At 74.1% G+C, this 18,339-nt stretch carries 18 protein-coding genes; 9 read left to right on the top strand and 9 right to left on the bottom strand.

Annotated elements, in window-relative coordinates; translation table 11 throughout:
* The first annotated feature begins 96 nt into the window (after positions 1 to 96).
* From CLV52_RS13910 to CLV52_RS13900, 3 genes are all read left to right on the top strand, one after another.
* A complete protein-coding gene (locus CLV52_RS13910) occupies positions 97 to 2,199 on the top strand; it encodes a DEAD/DEAH box helicase (RefSeq protein ID WP_246018145.1) in 2,103 nt (700 codons plus the stop codon).
* 68 nt (positions 2,200 to 2,267) lie between these two features.
* The gene (locus tag CLV52_RS13905) at positions 2,268 to 2,519 is read left to right on the top strand and encodes a DUF6412 domain-containing protein (protein ID WP_133766977.1); all 252 of its coding nucleotides are present in this window, start codon (positions 2,268 to 2,270) and stop codon (positions 2,517 to 2,519) included.
* A 76-nt stretch (positions 2,520 to 2,595) separates the two neighbouring features.
* Complete coding sequence (locus CLV52_RS13900) at positions 2,596 to 3,321, top strand: YidC/Oxa1 family membrane protein insertase (protein WP_162850858.1); 726 nt, start codon at positions 2,596 to 2,598, stop codon at positions 3,319 to 3,321.
* 39 nt (positions 3,322 to 3,360) lie between these two features.
* Here CLV52_RS13900 and CLV52_RS13895 read toward each other — a convergent pair whose 3' ends face one another.
* Positions 3,361 to 3,894 (bottom strand): 2'-5' RNA ligase family protein, encoded by a 534-nt coding sequence (locus CLV52_RS13895; protein WP_162850857.1) that lies wholly within the window; start codon positions 3,892 to 3,894, stop codon positions 3,361 to 3,363.
* A gap of 38 nt (positions 3,895 to 3,932) precedes the next feature.
* A complete protein-coding gene (locus CLV52_RS13890) occupies positions 3,933 to 5,066 on the bottom strand; it encodes a glutathione-independent formaldehyde dehydrogenase (protein WP_133766974.1) in 1,134 nt (377 codons plus the stop codon).
* A gap of 216 nt (positions 5,067 to 5,282) precedes the next feature.
* Here CLV52_RS13890 and CLV52_RS13885 point away from each other — a divergent pair, with 216 nt between their 5' ends.
* Entirely contained in the window at positions 5,283 to 5,483 is a 201-nt protein-coding gene (locus tag CLV52_RS13885; protein WP_133766973.1) for a hypothetical protein, read from the top strand.
* An 11-nt stretch (positions 5,484 to 5,494) separates the two neighbouring features.
* Here the strand turns inward: CLV52_RS13885 and CLV52_RS13880 are convergent, their stop codons facing one another.
* The 5 genes from CLV52_RS13880 to CLV52_RS13865 form a co-directional block, all read right to left on the bottom strand.
* A complete protein-coding gene (locus tag CLV52_RS13880) occupies positions 5,495 to 7,606 on the bottom strand; it encodes a S9 family peptidase (protein ID WP_133766972.1) in 2,112 nt (703 codons plus the stop codon).
* Entirely contained in the window at positions 7,603 to 8,922 is a 1,320-nt protein-coding gene (locus tag CLV52_RS13875; RefSeq protein WP_133766971.1) for a phosphotransferase, read from the bottom strand. The genes CLV52_RS13880 and CLV52_RS13875 overlap by 4 nt, the downstream gene beginning before the upstream one ends.
* A 37-nt stretch (positions 8,923 to 8,959) precedes the next feature.
* Positions 8,960 to 9,388, bottom strand: a complete 429-nt coding sequence (locus tag CLV52_RS13870; protein WP_133766970.1) for a hypothetical protein — start codon at positions 9,386 to 9,388, stop codon at positions 8,960 to 8,962.
* Positions 9,385 to 9,519 carry a hypothetical protein gene (locus CLV52_RS19095; RefSeq protein WP_281276084.1) on the bottom strand — a complete coding sequence of 45 codons (135 nt, stop codon included), beginning with the start codon at positions 9,517 to 9,519 and terminating at the stop codon, positions 9,385 to 9,387. The genes CLV52_RS13870 and CLV52_RS19095 overlap by 4 nt, the downstream gene beginning before the upstream one ends.
* Positions 9,520 to 9,644: 125 nt before the next feature.
* A complete protein-coding gene (locus tag CLV52_RS13865) occupies positions 9,645 to 12,098 on the bottom strand; it encodes an ATP-dependent DNA ligase (protein ID WP_133766969.1) in 2,454 nt (817 codons plus the stop codon).
* A 126-nt stretch (positions 12,099 to 12,224) separates the two neighbouring features.
* Here CLV52_RS13865 and ku point away from each other — a divergent pair, with 126 nt between their 5' ends.
* The 3 genes from ku to CLV52_RS13850 are packed head-to-tail and all read left to right on the top strand — an operon-like array spanning position 12,225 to position 13,888.
* Positions 12,225 to 13,055, top strand: a complete 831-nt coding sequence (ku, locus tag CLV52_RS13860; protein ID WP_133766968.1) for a non-homologous end joining protein Ku — start codon at positions 12,225 to 12,227, stop codon at positions 13,053 to 13,055.
* A gap of 41 nt (positions 13,056 to 13,096) precedes the next feature.
* Positions 13,097 to 13,594 carry a hypothetical protein gene (locus CLV52_RS13855; protein WP_133766967.1) on the top strand — a complete coding sequence of 166 codons (498 nt, stop codon included), beginning with the start codon at positions 13,097 to 13,099 and terminating at the stop codon, positions 13,592 to 13,594.
* Between the two features lie 54 nt (positions 13,595 to 13,648).
* Entirely contained in the window at positions 13,649 to 13,888 is a 240-nt protein-coding gene (locus tag CLV52_RS13850; RefSeq protein ID WP_133766966.1) for a hypothetical protein, read from the top strand.
* Between the two features lie 2 nt (positions 13,889 to 13,890).
* On the opposite strand, the gene CLV52_RS13845 is transcribed toward CLV52_RS13850, so the two are convergent.
* Entirely contained in the window at positions 13,891 to 14,397 is a 507-nt protein-coding gene (locus CLV52_RS13845; protein ID WP_133766965.1) for a DUF6328 family protein, read from the bottom strand.
* Positions 14,398 to 14,444: 47 nt separating this feature from the next.
* On the opposite strand from CLV52_RS13845, the gene CLV52_RS13840 reads away from it, so the two are divergent.
* Positions 14,445 to 15,839 carry an FAD-binding oxidoreductase gene (locus CLV52_RS13840; protein ID WP_133766964.1) on the top strand — a complete coding sequence of 465 codons (1,395 nt, stop codon included), beginning with the start codon at positions 14,445 to 14,447 and terminating at the stop codon, positions 15,837 to 15,839.
* A gap of 43 nt (positions 15,840 to 15,882) precedes the next feature.
* Positions 15,883 to 17,037 carry a PrsW family intramembrane metalloprotease gene (locus CLV52_RS13835; RefSeq protein WP_246018144.1) on the top strand — a complete coding sequence of 385 codons (1,155 nt, stop codon included), beginning with the start codon at positions 15,883 to 15,885 and terminating at the stop codon, positions 17,035 to 17,037.
* A 181-nt stretch (positions 17,038 to 17,218) separates the two neighbouring features.
* Here CLV52_RS13835 and CLV52_RS13830 read toward each other — a convergent pair whose 3' ends face one another.
* Positions 17,219 to 18,277: a hypothetical protein gene (locus CLV52_RS13830; protein ID WP_133766963.1), complete on the bottom strand. Its 1,059-nt coding sequence runs from the start codon at positions 18,275 to 18,277 to the stop codon at positions 17,219 to 17,221.
* Between the last annotated feature and the right edge of the window lie 62 nt (positions 18,278 to 18,339).

The following is an 18,339-nucleotide window of genomic DNA, read 5'->3' as shown; positions in this document are numbered from 1 at the left end:
TTCGAGAGCCCCGGCGGCACCGACTCACCTCCTTCCGCGTCCGCGGCTCGACCGCGATGCACATCCCCGCGCGGAGGGCCAGTTCTGGAGATCCACTTGGTCCGATCGACGGCGACCCCCACGAAGTCCCGCGCACCCCGCAAGGGCGCGTTCGACAACACCGGCCTCATCCCCGTGCTGGCACGCGCGGTGCGGGAGGTGGAGACGGCGGCGTCCCGCGGTCCCGTCGGCCCCTCGGGCCGCACGAAGTTCCAGGTGATCGCGCTGCTCGTCCGCGAGGAGCGCGCCCGGGCGAAGACCGACCCCGAGCTCGGCGAGGACGCCAGGGCCGAGACGCTGAAGCGCCTCGACGGGGTCGCCACGATCCTGGCGAAGACCGCCGCGCGCGACACCTCGCTCATCACGCTGCTCGAGCCCGGGCACGCGCAGACCGACTCCGCCCGTTCCCTCCGCCGCCGCATGCTGCAGGAGGCCGGCTACGAGGTCCCGGCCGAGGAGGCCCCGGCGACGCCCGCCGTCGCCGACCCGTTCGCCGAGCGGCAGGTCACGCCGGTGTCGGTCCGGTCGCGCCTCCTCGCGAACCCCTTCCTGCCGCCGGACTTCGCGCTCGGCCGCGCGCCGCACCTGACCCGGCGGCTCGCGAACTGGGAGCTGCTCGGCCCGCTCTTCAAGGCGTTCGAGCAGGGCGGCACCGGCGTCACGAGCATGGAGCTGCCCGACGCGCCGGCCAAGCCGCGCTGGGCGCCGGCGGGCACCGAGCTGATGCACCACCAGGCCGCCTTCATCGAGGCCGTCGCCCGCGGGCACCGCACGTTCCTCCTCGCGGACGAGCCGGGCCTCGGCAAGACCGCGCAGAGCCTCATCGCCGCCTCCGTCGCCGACGCGTTCCCGCTGCTCGCGGTCGTGCCGAACGTCGTGAAGATGAACTGGGCGCGCGAGGTCCAGAAGTGGATCCCGAACCGCACCGCCACCGTGATCCACGGCGACGGGGACGACCTCGACGCGTTCGCCGACGTCGTGATCGTCAACTACGAGGTGCTCGACCGGCACTCCGGCTGGCTGAAGACGCTCGGCTTCAAGGGCATGGTCGTCGACGAGGCGCACTTCATCAAGAACCACGGCGCGCAGCGCTCGAAGCTCGTGCTGTCGCTCGCCGCCGCGCTCCGCGAGCGCCGCAGCGACCCCCTGCTGATGGCTCTCACCGGCACCCCGGTGATCAACAGCACCGAGGACTTCAAGGCGATCTGGCAGTTCCTCGGCTGGATCGACGAGACCAAGCCGCTGCCCGAGCTCATGGCGCGGCTCGAGGAGACCGGGCTGTCGCCCGCGGAGCCCGGGTTCCTCGCCGAGGCGCGCCAGGCCGTCATCGACATGGGCTTCGTGCGCCGCCGCAAGGTCGACGTCGCCGCCGACCTGCCCGCGAAGCGCGTGGTCGACCTGCCCGTCGAGCTCGACGACGAGGCCGGCCGCTCGATCCAGAAGGCGGAGCGGGAGCTGCAGCAGCGGCTCGTCCAGCGCTACAAGTCCCTCGCCGCCGGCCGGAAGCCGGAGACGGCCGACCAGAAGATGCAGCTGGTCCGCCTCGTCGCGCAGCAGGAGCTCGAGGAGTCCCGCGGCGCGACCACCGGCGAGAACATCTTCACGATGATCCGCAAGATCGGGTCGGCGAAGGCGGCGCTCGCGGCGGACTACGCCACGCAGCTCGCCCGCTCCGTCGGCAAGGTCGTGCTGTTCGCGAAGCACATCGACGTGATGGATCAGGCGGAGGCGACGTTCGCCCGCCGCGACATCAAGTCGGTGTCGATCCGGGGCGACCAGACCGCCGCAGCGCGCGAGCGGGCCGTCGACTCGTTCCTGCACGACAGGAAGACGAAGGCGATCGTCTGCTCGCTGTCCGCGGCGGGCGTCGGCATCAACCTGCAGGTCGCCTCGAACGTCGTGCTCGCGGAGCTGTCGTGGACGGCCGCGGAACAGCAGCAGGCCATCGACCGCACGCACCGCATCGGCCAGTCCGAGCCGGTCACCGCGTGGCGCATCATCGCCGCGCACACGATCGACGCCCGCATCGCGGAGCTCGTCGACTCGAAGGCGTCGCTCGCCGCGCGCGCCCTCGACGGCGACGACTCCGAGGTGACGGGGGAGACCTCCATCCAGCTCGACGCGCTCGTCGCCCTGCTCAAGGACGCCCTGAAGCTGTAGCGCACGGTCGCGCCCGGACATCGTGACGGGCCTTCCGGCTCGCTGCGCAGGCGCCGTACGCTGAGCGGGTGATCGTCGGCCTGGTCGGAGCGCTCGTCGCGCTCGCGCGGCCGGAGGCGGTCGGTGCGGAGCTGCTGCTCGCGGCCGGGCTGATGGCGGTGCTCGCCGTCGTCGCGGTCCTCCGCAGCATCTCCGCGCCGGAGACGGGTCGGGCCCTGCCCGCGGCGCACGGCTTCGCGGTCCTCCGCGTCCTGCTTCGCGCGAGCGACCCGTCGGCGGAGGGGCACCGCCGGGCGAGGGCACCGGGCTCGACGCACTGAGCCGGTCCGCCTCCCGGCGGCACGGCGCACGCGCGTCCCCATCCCTCCGCTCCACCGACCCGAGAGGTCCCCTCCGTTGTCCCTGCTCGACCCCATCGCCCCCGTCCGCGCCGCCGTCGGCGGCCTGCTCACCGTCCTCCACGACCTGCTCGCCGGAACGGGGCTCGACCCCGCCGCCGGCACCACCTGGCTGCTCGCCGTTGCGCTGCTCGTCGTGGTCGTCCGGGCGGCGCTCCTGCCGCTCGCGGTCCGTTCCTACCGGTCGGGTCTCCGGATGCGCGCGCTCCAGCCGGAGCTCGCCCGGATCCGCGAGCGCTTCGCCGGCCGGTCCGATGCGGCTGCGCGCCGCGAGGTCGCGGAGCGCACCGCCGCCCTGTACCGCGAGCGCGGGATCCGGCCGCTCGCCGCGTTCGTGCCGCTCCTGATCCAGATCCCGCTGTTCCTCGGGCTCGTTCAGGCGCTGGAGCACGCCGCGCACGCGTCCGGGACCGCGGCCCTCGGCTCGTTCGCCGCCGCGGTCGCGTTCGGCGCACCGCTGGCCGCCGCGGCGTTCGCGGGCGGTGCGCCGTCGGCCTTCGTCGGGATCGCGTTCCTGGTGATCTCGGCGGGCGCGCAGGTGCTGACGCAGCACGTCGCGACCGCGGGTGCGGCGCCGGGCGGCCGGCTGCTGCTCCTGCTGCCGGTCGTCACCGCGGCCGCCGGGTTCGCGTTCCCGATCGGCGTCACCGCCTACTGGGCCTGCTCCGCGCTCTGGACGCTCGGCCAGCAGCTGGTCCTGTCGCGGGTCGTCCGCCTCGCCTGAGGGCGGGGCGGCGTCCGGGATCAGGACGACGTGCCGATCTCAGGATCGATCAGGAGCGCTCGTCCTGCACCCCGGACGCCGTCCTGATCCCGCGACACCGGCGAGCGGCCAGACGCCCAGCGCGACCGCGATGCCGAGCCGCCCCGGCGGGTCGAGCTCGAACAGCCCGATCGTCGTCGCTTCGAGCACGTCGCCGGCGACGGGCCGGGGGCCGGCCACGACCGTCCGGTGCGGCCGCCAGCCGTCCCTCGTGTGCCGTGGGAGGAGCGGGCGGAAGTCGGCGACGGCGGCCTCGAGCTCGCCGAGCAGCTCGTCGTGCAGCGGACGCAGGGCCGTCGCGTCCAGCTCATCGACGAGCACCGTGCCGTCGGGACCGAACCACGCCTCGGCCCCGACGGCCGCCCGGATCGCCGACGTCCTGCCCGCGAACGCGGCGACCACCGGTACGGCCGCATCCGGGGCGGTCGCCTCCGCGTTCCCGATCAGGGTGATGTGCGGCACCCACCGGTCGCGGACGACCTCGTCGCCGGTGGTGAGCGGAACGAGCGGGAGGTTCACCGTGATGGTCGGCACGGTGCCCACCCTCGCATGCGGATCCGCGCACGAGCGCCTCAGGGGTGGAGGAGCACCTTCGTCCAGCCGTCCTCGCGGGCATCGAAGCGCCGGTAGCCCTCGGCCGCCTCGTCGAGCGACAGCTCATGGCTCACGATGATCCCCGGGTGGATCCGGTCGCGGTGGATCAGGTTCCGGAGGCCCCGGTTGTACTGCTTCACGTTCGCCTGCCCGGTGCCGATCGACTGCCCCTTGAAGAAGAAGGTGCCGAAGTCCATCACGAACTCGCCCTGCTTCGCGAGCTCGTCGGCCGCGCTCGGGTCCTGCGGCACGAAGACCCCGACGACGCCGATGCGGCCGGTCGGGCGCACCGCCTGGATGAGGCTGTTGATGGTGATGCCCGGCCGCTCCTCGCCGGTGTGGTCGTGCGCCTGGTACCCGACGGCCTCCACGCCCTTGTCGGCGCCCTGACCGCCGGTCGCATCGAGCACCTGCTGCACCGCGTCGCCGTTCGAGTCGTCGATCGGGATCGCGCCGACGCGCTCGGCGAGGCGGAGGCGGTCCGGCTGGTGGTCGATCACGAAGACCTCCGCCGCGCCGCGGATCTGCGCCGACAGCGCCGCCATGAGGCCGACCGGGCCGGCGCCGTAGACCACGACGGAGTCGCCCGTGCGCACCTGCGCCAGCTCGGTGCCGTGGTATCCGGTCGGGAGGATGTCGGAGAGCATCGTGTAGTCCCGCTGCTTCTCCTCCGCGTCGCCCGGGAGGACGAGCGCGTTGAAGTCGGCGAACGGCACGCGGAGGTACTCGGCCTGGCCACCGGCGTAGGGACCCATGTCCGCGTAGCCGTAGGCGCCCCCGGCGCTGCCCGGGTTGACCGTCAGGCAGAAGCCCGTCAGCCCGGCGTTGCAGTTCTTGCAGAAGCCGCAGGCGATGTTGAAGGGGAGGACGACCATGTCGCCGACCCGCACCTTCACGACGCCGCTGCCGACCTCGAGGACCTCGCCCATGTTCTCGTGGCCGAGGATCTTGCCGGTCTCGACGTCCGTCCTGCCCTCGTACATGTGCAGGTCGCTGCCGCAGATGTTCGTCGTGGTGATCCGGACGACCGCGTCGGTCGGCTGCTCGATCCTCGCGTCCGGGACCTCGTCGACGGAGACGTCCTTCGGGCCGTGGTAGACGAGTGCGCGCATGCTGATCCCTCTCGATCCGCCCACGACGACCGTCGTGGACCGCAGCGACGGTGCCCCATCCGCCTGCGCGGGGCCGATGCGGGCGCTGTGCGCTTCGGACGCGATCGCTGGACGACGCCGGGGAAGCGCTGGAAACAAGCCCTTGACATGCTCGGTGCACTGGTGGGCGACCCGCGTGCGCCCTAGCGTGCTGAACGTCGACCGGGGGAGGCGCGCATGCGCGAGCAGGGGACCATTCTCGACGCGGTCGGCCGCGCGAAGCACACGCTCGCGGAGGCCCGCGACGGCGTCGCCCTCGAGGTCACGGTCCACGGGGAGTGCCCGCTCGCCGAGTGCCGCGCGATGAACGTCGTCACCGTCACCGCGGAGACGCCGTCGGTGCCGTGCGCGGAGTGCGGCGCCGTCTTCGACGTCTGAACCGCGCCGGCCTACCGGGTCGGCGCCGCGTCGCGGAGTCCGAGGACGTCGAGGATCCACGCGAGCTCGAAGGCCCGCTCCTCCCACGCCGCGTAGCGGCCGGAGACGCCCCCGTGGCCGGCGCTCATCTCCGTCTTCAGCAGCACGTCGGCGCCGACCTCCCGCAGGCGCGCCACCCACTTCGCCGGCTCCACGTAGAGCACGCGCGTGTCGTTCAGCGACGTGGTCGCGAGGATCCGCGGGTACGGGTGGTCGCCGACGTTCTCCACGGGGGAGTACGACTTCATGTAGGCGTAGACCTCGGGGTCGTGCAGCGGGTCGCCCCACTCGTCCCACTCGATCACCGTCAGCGGCAGCGAGGGGTCGAGGATCGACGTGAGCGGGTCGACGAACGGCACACCGGCGTGGATGCCCGCGAACAGGTCCGGCGCCAGATTCGCGACCGCGCCCATCAGCAGGCCGCCGGCGCTCGCACCCTCGGCGACGAGCTGCGGCGGGGACGTCCAGTCGGTCGCGACGAGGTGCCGTGCGCACGCGACGAAGTCGGTGAACGTGTTGCGCTTCGTCCGCGTCTTGCCCTGCTCGTACCAGTGCCGGCCCATCTCGCCGCCGCCGCGCACGTGCGCGATCGCGAAGAGCACGCCGCGGTCGAGGAGGGAGAGGCGGGCGATCGAGAAGGACGGGTCGATGCTCGCCTCGTAGGAGCCGTAGCCGTAGAGCAGCATGGGCGCCGCGTGCGAGCGGTCCTCGACCAGGTCGGCGCGACCGACGATCGAGATCGGGACGCGCGTGCCGTCCTCCGCCGTCGCCCACTCGCGGCGCTGCCGGTACGCGGTCGGGTCGTAGCCGCCGAGCACCGGCTGCTGCTTCAGGACGCGGCGCTCGCCCGTCACCGTGTCCAGGTCGAGGACGGTGGAGGGGGTCACCAGGGACCCGAAGCCGATCCGCAGCGTCGGCTGCGCCCACTCCGGGTTCGAGCCGATCCCGGCCGTGAACAGGGGCTCGTCGAAGCGGATCTCCTCGACGCCGTCCGGCGTGAGCAGGCCGACGCGCGCCAGGCCGCCCTCGCGGTAGGACACCGCCACGAACCGCTCGAAGGCGTCGACCTCCTCGAGCCGCACGCCCGGCGTGGACGGCAGCAGGACGTCCCGTGCGCCGGTCGGGTCGGCCGGGTCCACCGCGACGAGCTCGAAGTCCTCCGCGCCGTCGTTGTGGAGGATCAGGAGGCGGTCGCGCCCGTCCAGCACCGCGTGCTCGACCGTGTACTCGACGCCCTCGATGCGCGGCCAGACGACCTGGAACCCCGCCTCCGGGTGCTGCACGTCGAGGAGCAGGGACTCGCTCGTCACCTTCGAGCCGATGCCGATCTCGACGTACCGCCGGCTTCGCGTCATGCCGACGCCGACCCAGTAGCGCTCGTCGGGCTCGGTGAGCACGACGTCGTCCTCCCCGGTCGCGCCGAGCGCGTGGCGCCGGACCGTGTCCGGCCGCCACGCCTCGTCGCAGGTCGTGTAGTAGATCCCGGAACCATCCGCGTCGAAGAGCGCGCCCGGCATCGTGCCCTCGACGACGTCGGGGAGGAGCTCGCCGGTCGACAGGTCCTTCACGTGGAGGACGTACCGCTCGTCGCCGACGGTGTCGACCGCCCAGAGCAGCAGACGGCCGTCGGGGGAGACGTCGAAGCTGCCGAGCGAGTAGAACTCGTGGCCGGCCGCCTCGACGTCGTCGTCGAGCAGCACCTGCTCGCCGGGGACCTCGTCGCCGAGCGTCGGCGGCGTCCAGTCGTCCGGCCCCGCGATCGGCGCGCGGCAGTGCCGGGCGTACTGCTTGCCCTCCTCGGTGCGGCTGAAGTACCACCAGTCGCCCTCGCGGGAAGGCACGGAGAGGTCGGTCTCCTTCGTCCGCGCCTTGATCTCGCCGAAGAGGGTCTTCCGCAGCGGCTCGAGCGGGGCGAGGCGAGCGTCCGTGTAGGCGTTCTCCGCCTCGAGGTGCGCGACCACCGCCGGGTCGTCCCGGTCGCGGAGCCACTCGTACTCGTCGACGACCGTGTCGCCGTGGTGGGTGCGGTCCTGCGGATGCCGCGCCGCGACGGGGACGGCGGGGAGCGCGAGTTCGGTGGTCATGCGACGGCCTCCAGCAGCCGGTGCACGGCCAGTTCGGGGATGGGGAGCCAGGTGGGCCGGTTGCGGGCCTCGTACACGCACTCGTAGAGCGCCTTGTCGAGCTCGAGCGCGGCCAGCAGCGTGGACCAGGGGGCGAGCGAGGTGCCGATGCCCGCCTCGTACCCGGCGAGGAAGGCGCTGCGCGCCGCGTCCGACCAGGCGCGGGCGGCCTCGGCGTCGCCGCCCTCCTGCGCGATGGTGCCGGCGACGTAGTCGAAGGAGCGGAGCATGCCCGCCACGTCGCGGAGCGCCAGGTCGGGCTCGTTGCGCTCGGCCATCGGCCGCAGCGGCTCGCCCTCGAAGTCGAGCAGGACCCAGCCGCGGCCCGGCACCTGCAGCACCTGGCCGAGGTGGTAGTCGCCGTGGATCCGCTGCAGCGCGGGCCACGGGCCGTCCGCACCCGCGGCGAGCACGGCGGCGACCGGGCCCTCGACGGCGGCGACCGACGGCACGAGGGCGGCGGCGCTCGCCGCACGGGCCCGCATGCTCCGGAGGAGGGCGGCGCGGGAGGTCTCGTCGGCGTCGGCGGTCGGCAGCGCCTGCGCGAGCACGGCGTGCACCTCCGCGGTCGCGGCGCCGAGGTCCCGCGCGGGCGCGGTGAAGTCCTCCCCGGCGCGCGCGGCGTCGAGGGCGACCCGCCAGGCGTCGCGGGTGTCGGCGAGGAACTCCTGGGCGACCGCGAGGTGACCGTGCGCGACGCCTCCCTCGACCCGGGCGTCGGGCCAGGAGCCGACGACGGCGCCGTACGTCTCGGGGACCCGCCGCGAGCCGGCCTCGGAGATCGCGGACTGCAGCACCACGTCGGGGTTCTCCCCGTCGTGGAGGGCGCGGAACACCTTCACCATCAGGCCGACGGCGGTGCCGTCGGCGCGGCGGGCGTCGACGATGATCGACGTGTTCGACTGCTCACCGGAGAGCACGCGAGCGTCGACCAGGGCCGGCGCGGGGCCCTCCCACCCGATCCGGACGCCGTGCGCGGTCGCCTCGTCGCCCCGGGCGGTACCGCCGTCGAACAGCAGCCGCAACAGGGCCTCGACGTAGGCACGGGTGCGCGGCCCGTCGAGCAGGCCGCCGTCGTCCGCGGCGACGACGGGCACCTGGTAGACCGCCTCGGCACCCGGCGTCGCGTCGCGGAGGAGCAGGGTGCGGACCGTGCCGTCCTCCGAGAGCGGGAGGGTGGCCGCCGTCTCGGTCGCGTCGGCCGCCAGGCCCGGGAACCAGCGCTGTCGCGCCACCCACTCGTCGAGACGGCCGGGGATCACCGCGGGGTCGGCCATGACGCACGAATCTACCGAGCGGCCCCCGTGCGTCCGCTCAGCGGTCGGCGGTCGCCGACGGGCCGGTCTCGTCGTCCTCGTCGTCGTCGGGGAGCGCGGCGAGCGACTCGTCGCGGGCCTCCGCCGCCTGCCGCAGCGCGCGCTCGATGCCCTCGCTCGACCGCTCGCGCCAGTCCTCGGCGGTGTGCACGGTGCGGGCGCGGACCTCCTCCGCCGTGGTCGTCCAGCGGTCGCGCACCTCGAGCGCGGTCTCGGTCCACTGGTCGCGCAGGTCCCGGGCCGTCTCGGCGGTGCGGTCGCGCAGCTGCGCGGCGGAGGCGGCGGTCCGGTCGCGGAGCAGCTGCGCCGAGTCGGCCGCGCGCCGCTTGTTCTCGTCGCTGAGCGACGACGCGATCGCGGCGAAGAGCGCGCCGGCGGCGAGCACGCCGAGGGAGACGCTCCAGCCGACCACCCGGCCCGCGCTCACGAGTCGTCCTCGTCGAGCTCGCTGCCGCCCTCGTCGACGGCGGGCCGGAGGTCCGCGTCGCCCGGCACCGTGAAGTCCTGCTCCACCTCGTCCTCGGAGGGCGTGCCCTCCGGCGTCCCCTGCCGCGTCATGCCCCCACGGTAGCCCGCGCAGCCGACGGCCCGGTCCGGATCCCGGCGGCTCGCATTCTTCGTTTCGTAGGACGCGGCGTCCTCCGAAACGAAGAATGCGAGCGCAGAGGGAAGAGGGGCGCGGGTCAGGATTCGCGGACCACCTCCTCCGGGCGCTTGTCGGGGCGCCACCCCCGCCAGCTCGCCTGCCGGAGCCGCCCGTCGTCGGTCCACTCCGCGAACCGCACCTCGCCGACGAGGGCGGGCGTCACCCAGTGCGCGTCGCCCGCGTCCGCGCGCGGCACGTCGTCGAACGGACTGGTCCGCCGGTCGTGCCCGGCCAGGCGGGCGGCGATCGCGTCGAGGTCCTCGTCGCTGAACCCGGTACCGACCCGCCCCGCGTAGCGGAGCCGGCCGTCCTCGTTGACGCCGACGAGCAGGCTGCCGACGCCGCCCTCGCGGCGCCCGTGGCCCGGGCGCCAACCGCCGACGACGACCTCCTGCTGGCGCTCGTGCTTCCGCTTCACCCAGTCCTTCGACCGGGCGCCCGGCCGGTACGGCGCATCCGCGCGCTTCACGACGACGCCTTCGAGCCCGAGCTCCCGGCTCGTCGCCATCGCGTCGTCGACGGCGCCCCGGAGGTCGTCGCCGGACGCGGTCGCGACCACCGGCGGCACCTCGACCGGGCCGCCGCCGTCCACGAGGCGCTCGAGCAGGTCGCGCCGGTCCCGGTACGGCGCGCGCACGGTCGCGCGCCCGTCGACCTCGAGCACGTCGAACAGCAGCAGCTGCACCGCTTGCGCTCGCATCGCGGGCTCGACGTCCTGCTTCCGCGTCAGGCCCATCCGCTGCTGCAGGCGGGAGAAGGAGGGGCGGCCCTTCGCGTCGAGCGCGACGATCTCCCCGTCGAGGACCGCGGAGTCGGCGTGCACGTGCTCGGCGAGCGCCTGCAGCTCCGGGTAGCTCGGGGTGAGGTCGAGGTCGTTCCGGCTCGTCAGCACGACCCGCCCGTCCTCGACGCGCGCGACGCAGCGCACGCCGTCCCACTTCATCTCGATCGACCACGCCTCGTCCGGGTCGAGGGGCGCGCCCGCGGTCGCGAGCATCGGCTTCGGGGTCGCCGCGGTCGACGGCGCCGAGGGCTCCCGCGGACGGGCGTTCCGGTGCGGCCGGTCCTCCGGCGCCGGCTGGTCCGCGACCGGCGCCGGGTCGAGCTCCATGCGGTGGATGAGCCAGCGCTCGCCCTGGCTGCCCTTCGGCTTCTCGCGCTCCGTTCGGATCAGCGCGACCTTGACCGGCCCGCCGCCGAGGCCGCCGTCCTTCCCGCCGTGGAGGGTCACGATCACCTCGTCGTCGCGGAACTTCTCCGTCTCGTAGGTCCCCGCGTCCCAGGTCTCGACGTGGCCGCCGCCGTACTCGCCCTTCGGGATGTCGCCGGTGAAGGTCGCGTACTCGAGCGGGTGGTCCTCCGTGTGGACGGCGAGGTGGTTCTCCTTCCCGCTCGCCGGGACGCCCTTCGGGAGCGCCCAGGAGACGAGCACGCCGTTCCGCTCGAGCCGGAAGTCCCAGTGGAGGCGACTCGCGCGGTGCTCCTGGATCACGAACGTGTCGTCGTCGCCCCGCGCGGGCGCGGCCTCCGGCACGGGCTCCGGGGTCCTGCCCGCGTCGCGCATCGAGCGGTAGCGGGTGAGGGCGTCGCGGCGCGCGGCGGCCGGCGCGAGGTCGGCGAGGAGGTCCCCGTCGCGCTCGAGCCGCCGGACGACCTCGTCGGGCGTCAGCTGCGCGAGGTCGTCGGCGTCGAGCTCCTCCCAGGTCCGCGGAGCGGCCGCGTGCACGTGCGTCGTCCCGCGCAGCGAGTACGGCACGAGCGTGGTCTTCGCGGCGCGGTTCTGACTCCAGTCGACGAGCACCTTCCCGTGCCGGTTCGCCTTCTTCATGTCGCTGACGACCAGGTCGGGGTGGTCGGCCTCCAGCGACCGCGCGAGCTCGTGCGCGACCTCGGTCACGTGGTCGGAGGTCCAGCGCCCGGAGAGGTGCGCGAAGAGGTGGATGCCCTTCGAGCCGCTCGTGACGGGGAAGAGCTCGAGGTCCATGCCCTGCAGTACCGGGCGGAGCAGCCGGGCGACCTCGGCGCACTCCCGCAGCCCGGCGCCCTCGCCCGGGTCGAGGTCGAGCACGAGCCGGTCCGGCCGGCCCGCCTCGCCGTCCGCCGTGAACCGCCACTGCGGCACGTGCACCTCGAGCGTCGCCTGCTGCGCGAGCCAGGTCAGCGTCGCGAGGTCGTCGACGACGGGGTAGGTGTTCTCGCCCGACCGGTGCGCGATGGTGCCTCGGTGGATCCAGTCGGGGGCGTGCGACTCGAGGTTCTTCACGTAGAAGGGATGGCCGGGCTCGCCGGTCGTGCCGACGCCGTCCGGCCAGCGCTTCCGGGTCGCCGGGCGACCCGTCGCGAGCGGCACGAGCGCCCAGGCGACCGCGGCGTAGTAGGCGAGCACGTCGCCCTTCGTGAACCCGTCCTCGGGGTAGAGGACCTTGTCCAGGTTCGTCAGGGCGATCCGGTGCCCGTCGACCTCCACGACCTGCTTCGCGCTGCTCGCCACCGGCTCAGCGTGTCCTGAATGTCTGCTGAACACCTGGGACCCGCCACCGGGGGGCTGGCCGATCCGGCTCCCCGAGGTCATACTCGGTGGTTCATCAGGACTTCCGATCACGAGCGAGGGCGGGTCATGCGCAGCATCTGGCGGGGCGCCATCACATTCGGGCTCGTGAACGTGCCGGTGAAGCTCTACTCGGCGACGGAGGACCACGACCTCCCGCTGCACCAGGTGCACAACGCGGACGGCGGCCGCATTCGCTACCAGCGTCGCTGCGAGATCTGCGGCCGCGTGGTCGAGTACCAGGACATCGACAAGGCGTACGACGCCGGCGACCGGACGGTCGTGCTCACCGCGGAGGACCTGAAGTCCCTGCCGAGCGAGAAGAGCCGCGAGATCGACGTCGTCGAGTTCGTGCCGGCCGACCAGGTCGACGCGATCCGGCTCGACCGCAGCTACTACCTCGAGCCGGACGCGAAGAGCCCGCGCTCGTACGTGCTCATGCGCAAGGTGCTCGAGGACACCGAGCGGGTGGCGATCGTGCAGTTCACGCTGCGGCAGAAGACCCGGCTCGGCGTGCTCCGCGTGCAGGGCAGGGTGCTGCTGCTGCAGTCGCTCCTCTGGGACGACGAGGTGCGGGAGGCGGACTTCCCGTCGCTCGACGCCGATGTGCGCATCCAGAAGCGCGAGATCGACATGGCGACGAGCCTCGTGCAGAGCTTCGAGAGCGATTTCCAGCCCGCGCAGTACACGGACGACTACCAGACGCAGCTGAAGCGGCTCGTCGACGCGAAGCTCGAGCAGGGCGAGTCCGTCGACACCGAGGCGACGTTCGGGAAGACCGACGAGGACGAGGGCGACGGCGAGGTCATCGACCTCATGGAGGCGCTGAAGCGGTCCGTCGAGGCGAACCGCGCGAAGTCGAAGTCCTCCTCGGGCGGCGGTGCACGGAAACGTGCCTGAATCACAGCCGGCGGCAGGGGTCCGCGCGGCAGGATGCTCCGGTGGGGGAGCAGAGTCGCTACCAGGTCCGCTTCGACTGGGGCGTGCCGGGTGCGGCCGCCGTGGGCGCTGACGCCGACGTGCTCGTGTGGGTGGACGCGGTCGAGCCCGTCGCCCCGCCGATGCAGCACCTCCCCGGCCGGTGCGCCGTGGTCGCCACGGGGCTGCCCGGCGTCGGGGAGACCGCGGCGTGGATCCTCGCGCTGCAGGAGGTCCGGCGGACCAGCGCGACCATCGCGATCGTCGCGGCCGGCGGCGCGCGACCGGACGGGCTGCGCTTCGCGGCGGAGGACCTCCTCGCCGCTGGCGCGCTGACCGACGAGCTCGGGATCCGCGGCATCGGCGCCATGAGCCCGGAGGCGGCCGTCGCGGATGCGGCCTACCGGCACCTGCGGGGCGGCGTCCGCTCGCTGCTCGGCGACGTCGTCGGCGCCGGCTCGCTCGCGGGCGGCTTCCGCGTCCACCGCCCGCACCGGGACCTGCTCGACCCCGTCGCCTGACCCGGTGTCCTGCGCGGGCTGTGCGGGGCCGCTCCCGAGGAGGACGATCGCGGCATGGCCTCCGACTCCCGGCTCTCCATCGCGTCCCGCGGCTCGGTGCTGTCCATCGGCAGCGTCGGCTCGTTCTGCTCCATCGGCAGCGTCGGGTCGGCGTTCTCGATCGGCGGCGTCGGCTCGTTCGCGAGCGTCCTGTCGTTCGGCAGCGCCGCGTCGGTGCTCGGCGTGCTGTCGTTCGCCGCCGTGGGCGGCGTGCTCGCGACGCGCGTCGTCGGCGGCGTCCTCCGGGGTCGCTGAGGTCAGGCGCTCGGCGCGTGCGGCTCCCGCGCCCCGCGGCGGAGGCCGACGGGCAGCGCGAACCAGATCGACCCGACCAGCAGTCCGCCGACCACCGCCGCCCCGATCGCCGGCCCCGCACCGGCGACCACCCCGAAGATCAGGGCGAGCGCGCCCACGACCGCGAGGCCGGTCGTGGCCATGCCGACCTTCACCATCCGGTCGCCCCACGCCACGAGCTCGGCCATCGCCCGGCGGCGGAACAGCGCGCGGTGCAGCGCGACCGGCATCAGCGCGAAGACCGTGGACAGCACCGCGAGCGACACGACGACGAGGTAGAGCATCTGCTGCCAGTCCGCCAGACCGCGGAAGGTCTGCTGGAACGCGACCGTGAGGAGGAACCCGGTGAGCAGCTGGGTGCCCGTCTGCACGACGCGCAGCTCCTGCAGCAGGGCGTTCCAGTTGCGGTCGAGGCGCTCGGTGAGCGTCTCCTCGCGCCCGTCCTCCGGGTCCGCGTCGGTGCCGGCCATGGCTGGACAGTAGGGGGCGCGGCTGGCCGATCCCTAGGGTGGGTCGCATGGGGTTCATCGACGAGCTCGCCGCCGCCGTGGGGCCCGCGCTCCGCACGGACCGCGCCGAGCTGGACCGGGTGCGCACCGACCGGAGCGGCTGGACGACGCCGGAGGAGCCCGCCGCCGTCGTCCGCGCGCGCTCCGCCGAGGACGTGCAGGCGGTCCTCCGCCTCGCGACGGCCCACCGCGTCCCCGTCGTGCCCCGCGGCGCCGGGACCGGGCTGGCCGGCGGCGCCGTCGGCAGCGCGGGCAGCGTCGTGCTCGATCTGAGCGGCATGGACCGCGTGCTCGCGGTCGATGAGGAGAACGAGACCGCCGTCGTCCAGCCGGGCGTCGTCACCGACGCGCTCGCCGCGGCGCTCGCGCCGCACCGGCTGTGGTGGCCGCCCGATCCGGCGAGCCGCGCGATCTCGACCGTCGGCGGCAACATCGCGACCAACGCCGGCGGCCTGCTCTGCGCGAAGTACGGCGTGACCAGGGAGAGCGTGCTCGGCCTGCAGGTCGTGCTCGCCGACGGCACGCTCGTGCGCCTCGGCCGCGGGACCGTGAAGGGCGTCACGGGCTTCGACCTGACGGCGCTGCTGATCGGCTCCGAGGGCACGCTCGGCGTGGTCGTCGAGGCGACGCTGAAGCTGCGGCGGACGAGCACGGACCCCGTCGTCACGATCGGCGCGACGTTCCCGGACGTGCACGCGGCCGCAGCGGCCGCCGCCGCGATCACGGCGTCGGGGCTGCGCTGCGCCGCGCTCGAGATCATGGACGCGGCGACCTGCGCCGCGATCGACGCCCTCGTCGCGGCGGGGGAGGGGCCGGGCGGGGACGTGCCGGCGCTCGCCGGTCGCGGCGCGTTCCTCCTGCTGCAGACCGACGGCGGCGCGGCACCCGAGGAGGCCGCGGCGGCGATGGCGCTCGTCGAGGCGGCGGGCGGGGAGGGCTCGGTCGCGAAGGACCCGGAGACCGCCGCCGCGCTCGTCGCGCTGCGCCGCTCGGCGCACCCGGCCTACGCCAAGCTCGGCGAGGTGCTGATCGAGGACGTCTGCGTGCCCCGCTCCGCGCTGCCCGCGATGTTCGACGCCGTCGCCGACATCGCGGAGCGCCACGGGCTGCCCATCCCGGTGCTGGCGCATGCGGGCGACGGCAACCTCCACCCGAACATCGTGATCCCGCCGTCGGTGCCGCACGCCCCGGGCGAGATCCCGGAGGTCGTCTGGGCCGCGGGTGAGGAGCTGTTCCGCGCCGCGATCGCGCTCGGCGGCACGCTCACGGGCGAGCACGGCGTCGGGGTGCTGAAGCGCCGGTGGATCGAGGAGGAGCTGGGGGAGGACGTGATGGCGCTGTCGCGTCGGGTCAAGGCCGCGTTCGACCCGCTCGGCATCCTCAACCCCGGCAAGGTCTGGTGAGCCGGAGGGCGCTTCCCGAGGCGCGCGCTGGGAGCATGTGCGCGTGACCGACATCCGGCAGGCGCCCACCGGCCTCGCACCCATCGGCCCGGAGACCCACGCGCCCGGGCACGCGGCGCGGGCCGTCGCCGCGGCCCTCGGCATCGCCCTCGGCGTCGTCGCCGTCGCGGCGGTGCTGCTGTACCTGGTCTCGGCGCTCGGCGGCCTCGGCGTGGTCATCGCCGCCGTCGCCGCGCTGATCCCGTTCGTGCTCGTGCTGCTGACGATCCGGTGGATCGACCGCTGGGAGCCGGAGCCGCGACCCGCGCTCGTGTTCGCGGTCCTGTGGGGCGCGGGAGTGGCCGTGGCGGTCGCCCTCCTGTTCGACCTCGGGGTGCAGGTCGTGCTCGCCGTCGCGGGCGGCCGGCCCGACGACTTCGCCCAGGCGGTCGTGCAGGCGCCGATCGTCGAGGAGGCCGCGAAGGGCTTCGGCGTCCTCCTGCTGTTCTGGGTGAACCGGCGGCACTTCGACGGCCCGGTGGACGGGATCGTCTACGCGGCGAGCATCGCGGCCGGGTTCGCCTTCACCGAGAACATCCTCTACTTCGGGCGGGTGATCGCGGAGAACGGGCTCGGCGCCGAGTTCGTCTTCACCTTCGTCGTCCGCGGCATCTTCTCGCCCTTCGCGCACGTCCTCTTCACCTCCTGCACGGGCTTCGCCATCGGGAGGATCGCGGAGCGCGGCGGCGGCGCGGCGGCCGGCTTCGGGGCGTACGTCCTGGGGTTGATCCCGGCGGCGTTCCTCCACGCCCTCTGGAACGGCGGGCTGTCGCTCGCGGGCAACGTCATCGAGTACTACCTGCTCGTCGAGTTCCCGATCTTCCTCGGCGCCGTCGCGGTGGTGCTCACCGTGCGCGCCCGGGAGCGCGCCGTGACCCGGGCGCGGCTCGGCGAGTACGCCGCGGCGGGCTGGTTCACGCCGCAGGAGGTCGCCCTGATCTCGACGCCGGGCGGCCGGCGGCAGGCGCTCCGCTGGGCGCAGGCGCAGCCCGACCCGCGGCGGAAGCGCGAGGCGATGATCCGCCTCGTCCGCGACGCGACGCGGCTCGGGCACGCTCGGCAGCGGCTCGTGAAGGGCCGGGCGACGATCGGCCGCACCCCGGACGAGCAGGAGCTGCTCGCACGGATCACGGCCGACCGCGCGGTCCTGACGAGCTGACCCCGGCCGGCGCCGTCCCCGCTGGTCGAGGTGCGAGCGAACCGAGCCTCGAGGCCACTTCGGACGTCGCAGTGGTTTCGACGCGGGCGCGGGGCGCCCGGCTCGACCGGCGTGGGCCACTTCGGACGTCGCGGTGGTTCGGCAACGGGCGCGGAGCGCCCGGCTCGACCGGCGGGAGGGGTCAGCGGGCGAAGAGCGCCGTCAGCAGCCACCAGCCGGCGATCGCCGCGACGACGAGCACGGCCGCGGCGCCTGCGCCGCCGCGGCGGAGGCGGCGGCCCTGCGGCGCGACGACGTCCACCGCCCGGTCGCCGACGCGGTCGTCCGCGTACCGCACGGTCTGCCGCAGCGTCTTGGTGCCGACGGTCCGGACGATCGTCGTGAGTCGCTGCCAGACGGCGGGGTCCCCGAAGTCGAGGTTGCCGGGCGCGTAGAAGTACATCCGGTCGTCCACGATCTCCACGTCGAACGCGGCCCCGCTGCCGGCCTGGTCGATGAGCAGCGCCATCAGGTCCGGGGTGAGGACGTACAGCGCGTCGCGCTCGTAGCCCTCCGGGACGAAGAGGCGGAAGAAGCGGTCGAAGTCGCCCTCGAGGCCCAGGCGCTGCGAGCCGGCGAAGGAGACCGGCAGGTTCGAGCCGCCGATGCCGAACACGCGGTCGTCGTTCTGCACGGCGTCGAGCACGAGCTGCGGCAGGTGCCGGTCGAGGCGGATCACGAGGTAGGCCCACCGGTACACGCGGGTGCGACGGTTCTTCCCGCTGCCGGTCGTGATCGAGTAGCGGTAGTTCGCGGTCTCGGCCCGGCCGTCGAGCCAGCCGTCACCGAGCCGCATCAGCTCGCTCGTGATCCGGGTGTGCCCGCGGTCGAAGATCATCCCGATCTCCTCGCTGCCGGTGCGCTGCGGCACGAAGCACATCGCGTTGGCGCGCGCGAAGCGGTCGAGGCGCGCCCACAGCTGCCACGGCGAGCCGCGGAGCAGCCCGCGGACGACGCTCGCCGCGACCAGCGCCGCGACGACGAGGAAGACGAGCCCGACCGGGCTGTCCGGGTTCGAGCCGACGACGCCCGCGCCGATCCCCGCGACGACCACGGCGATCAGGACGACCGCGGCGACGGCGAGCCAGGTGGTACCGCGGGGCGCGTCGCCCCGGGCGACGGCCTCCTGCCGGTAGGCGCGCACCGCATCGCGCGGCACGGGGCTCCGCAGGGGCGCGAGGTCGAGCCGCGCGTCACCCACACGGGAACCCTAGGGCGTGGAGCACACGCCGGGCACGGTCGGATCGCCGCCGCCCGGACCGG

Origin of the sequence: Amnibacterium kyonggiense (assembly GCF_004364555.1) — a bacterium.
GTDB lineage: Bacteria > Actinomycetota > Actinomycetes > Actinomycetales > Microbacteriaceae > Amnibacterium > Amnibacterium kyonggiense.
Note: the sequence above shows the minus strand (reverse complement) of the source record. Positions and strands in the feature narration are given on the sequence as shown.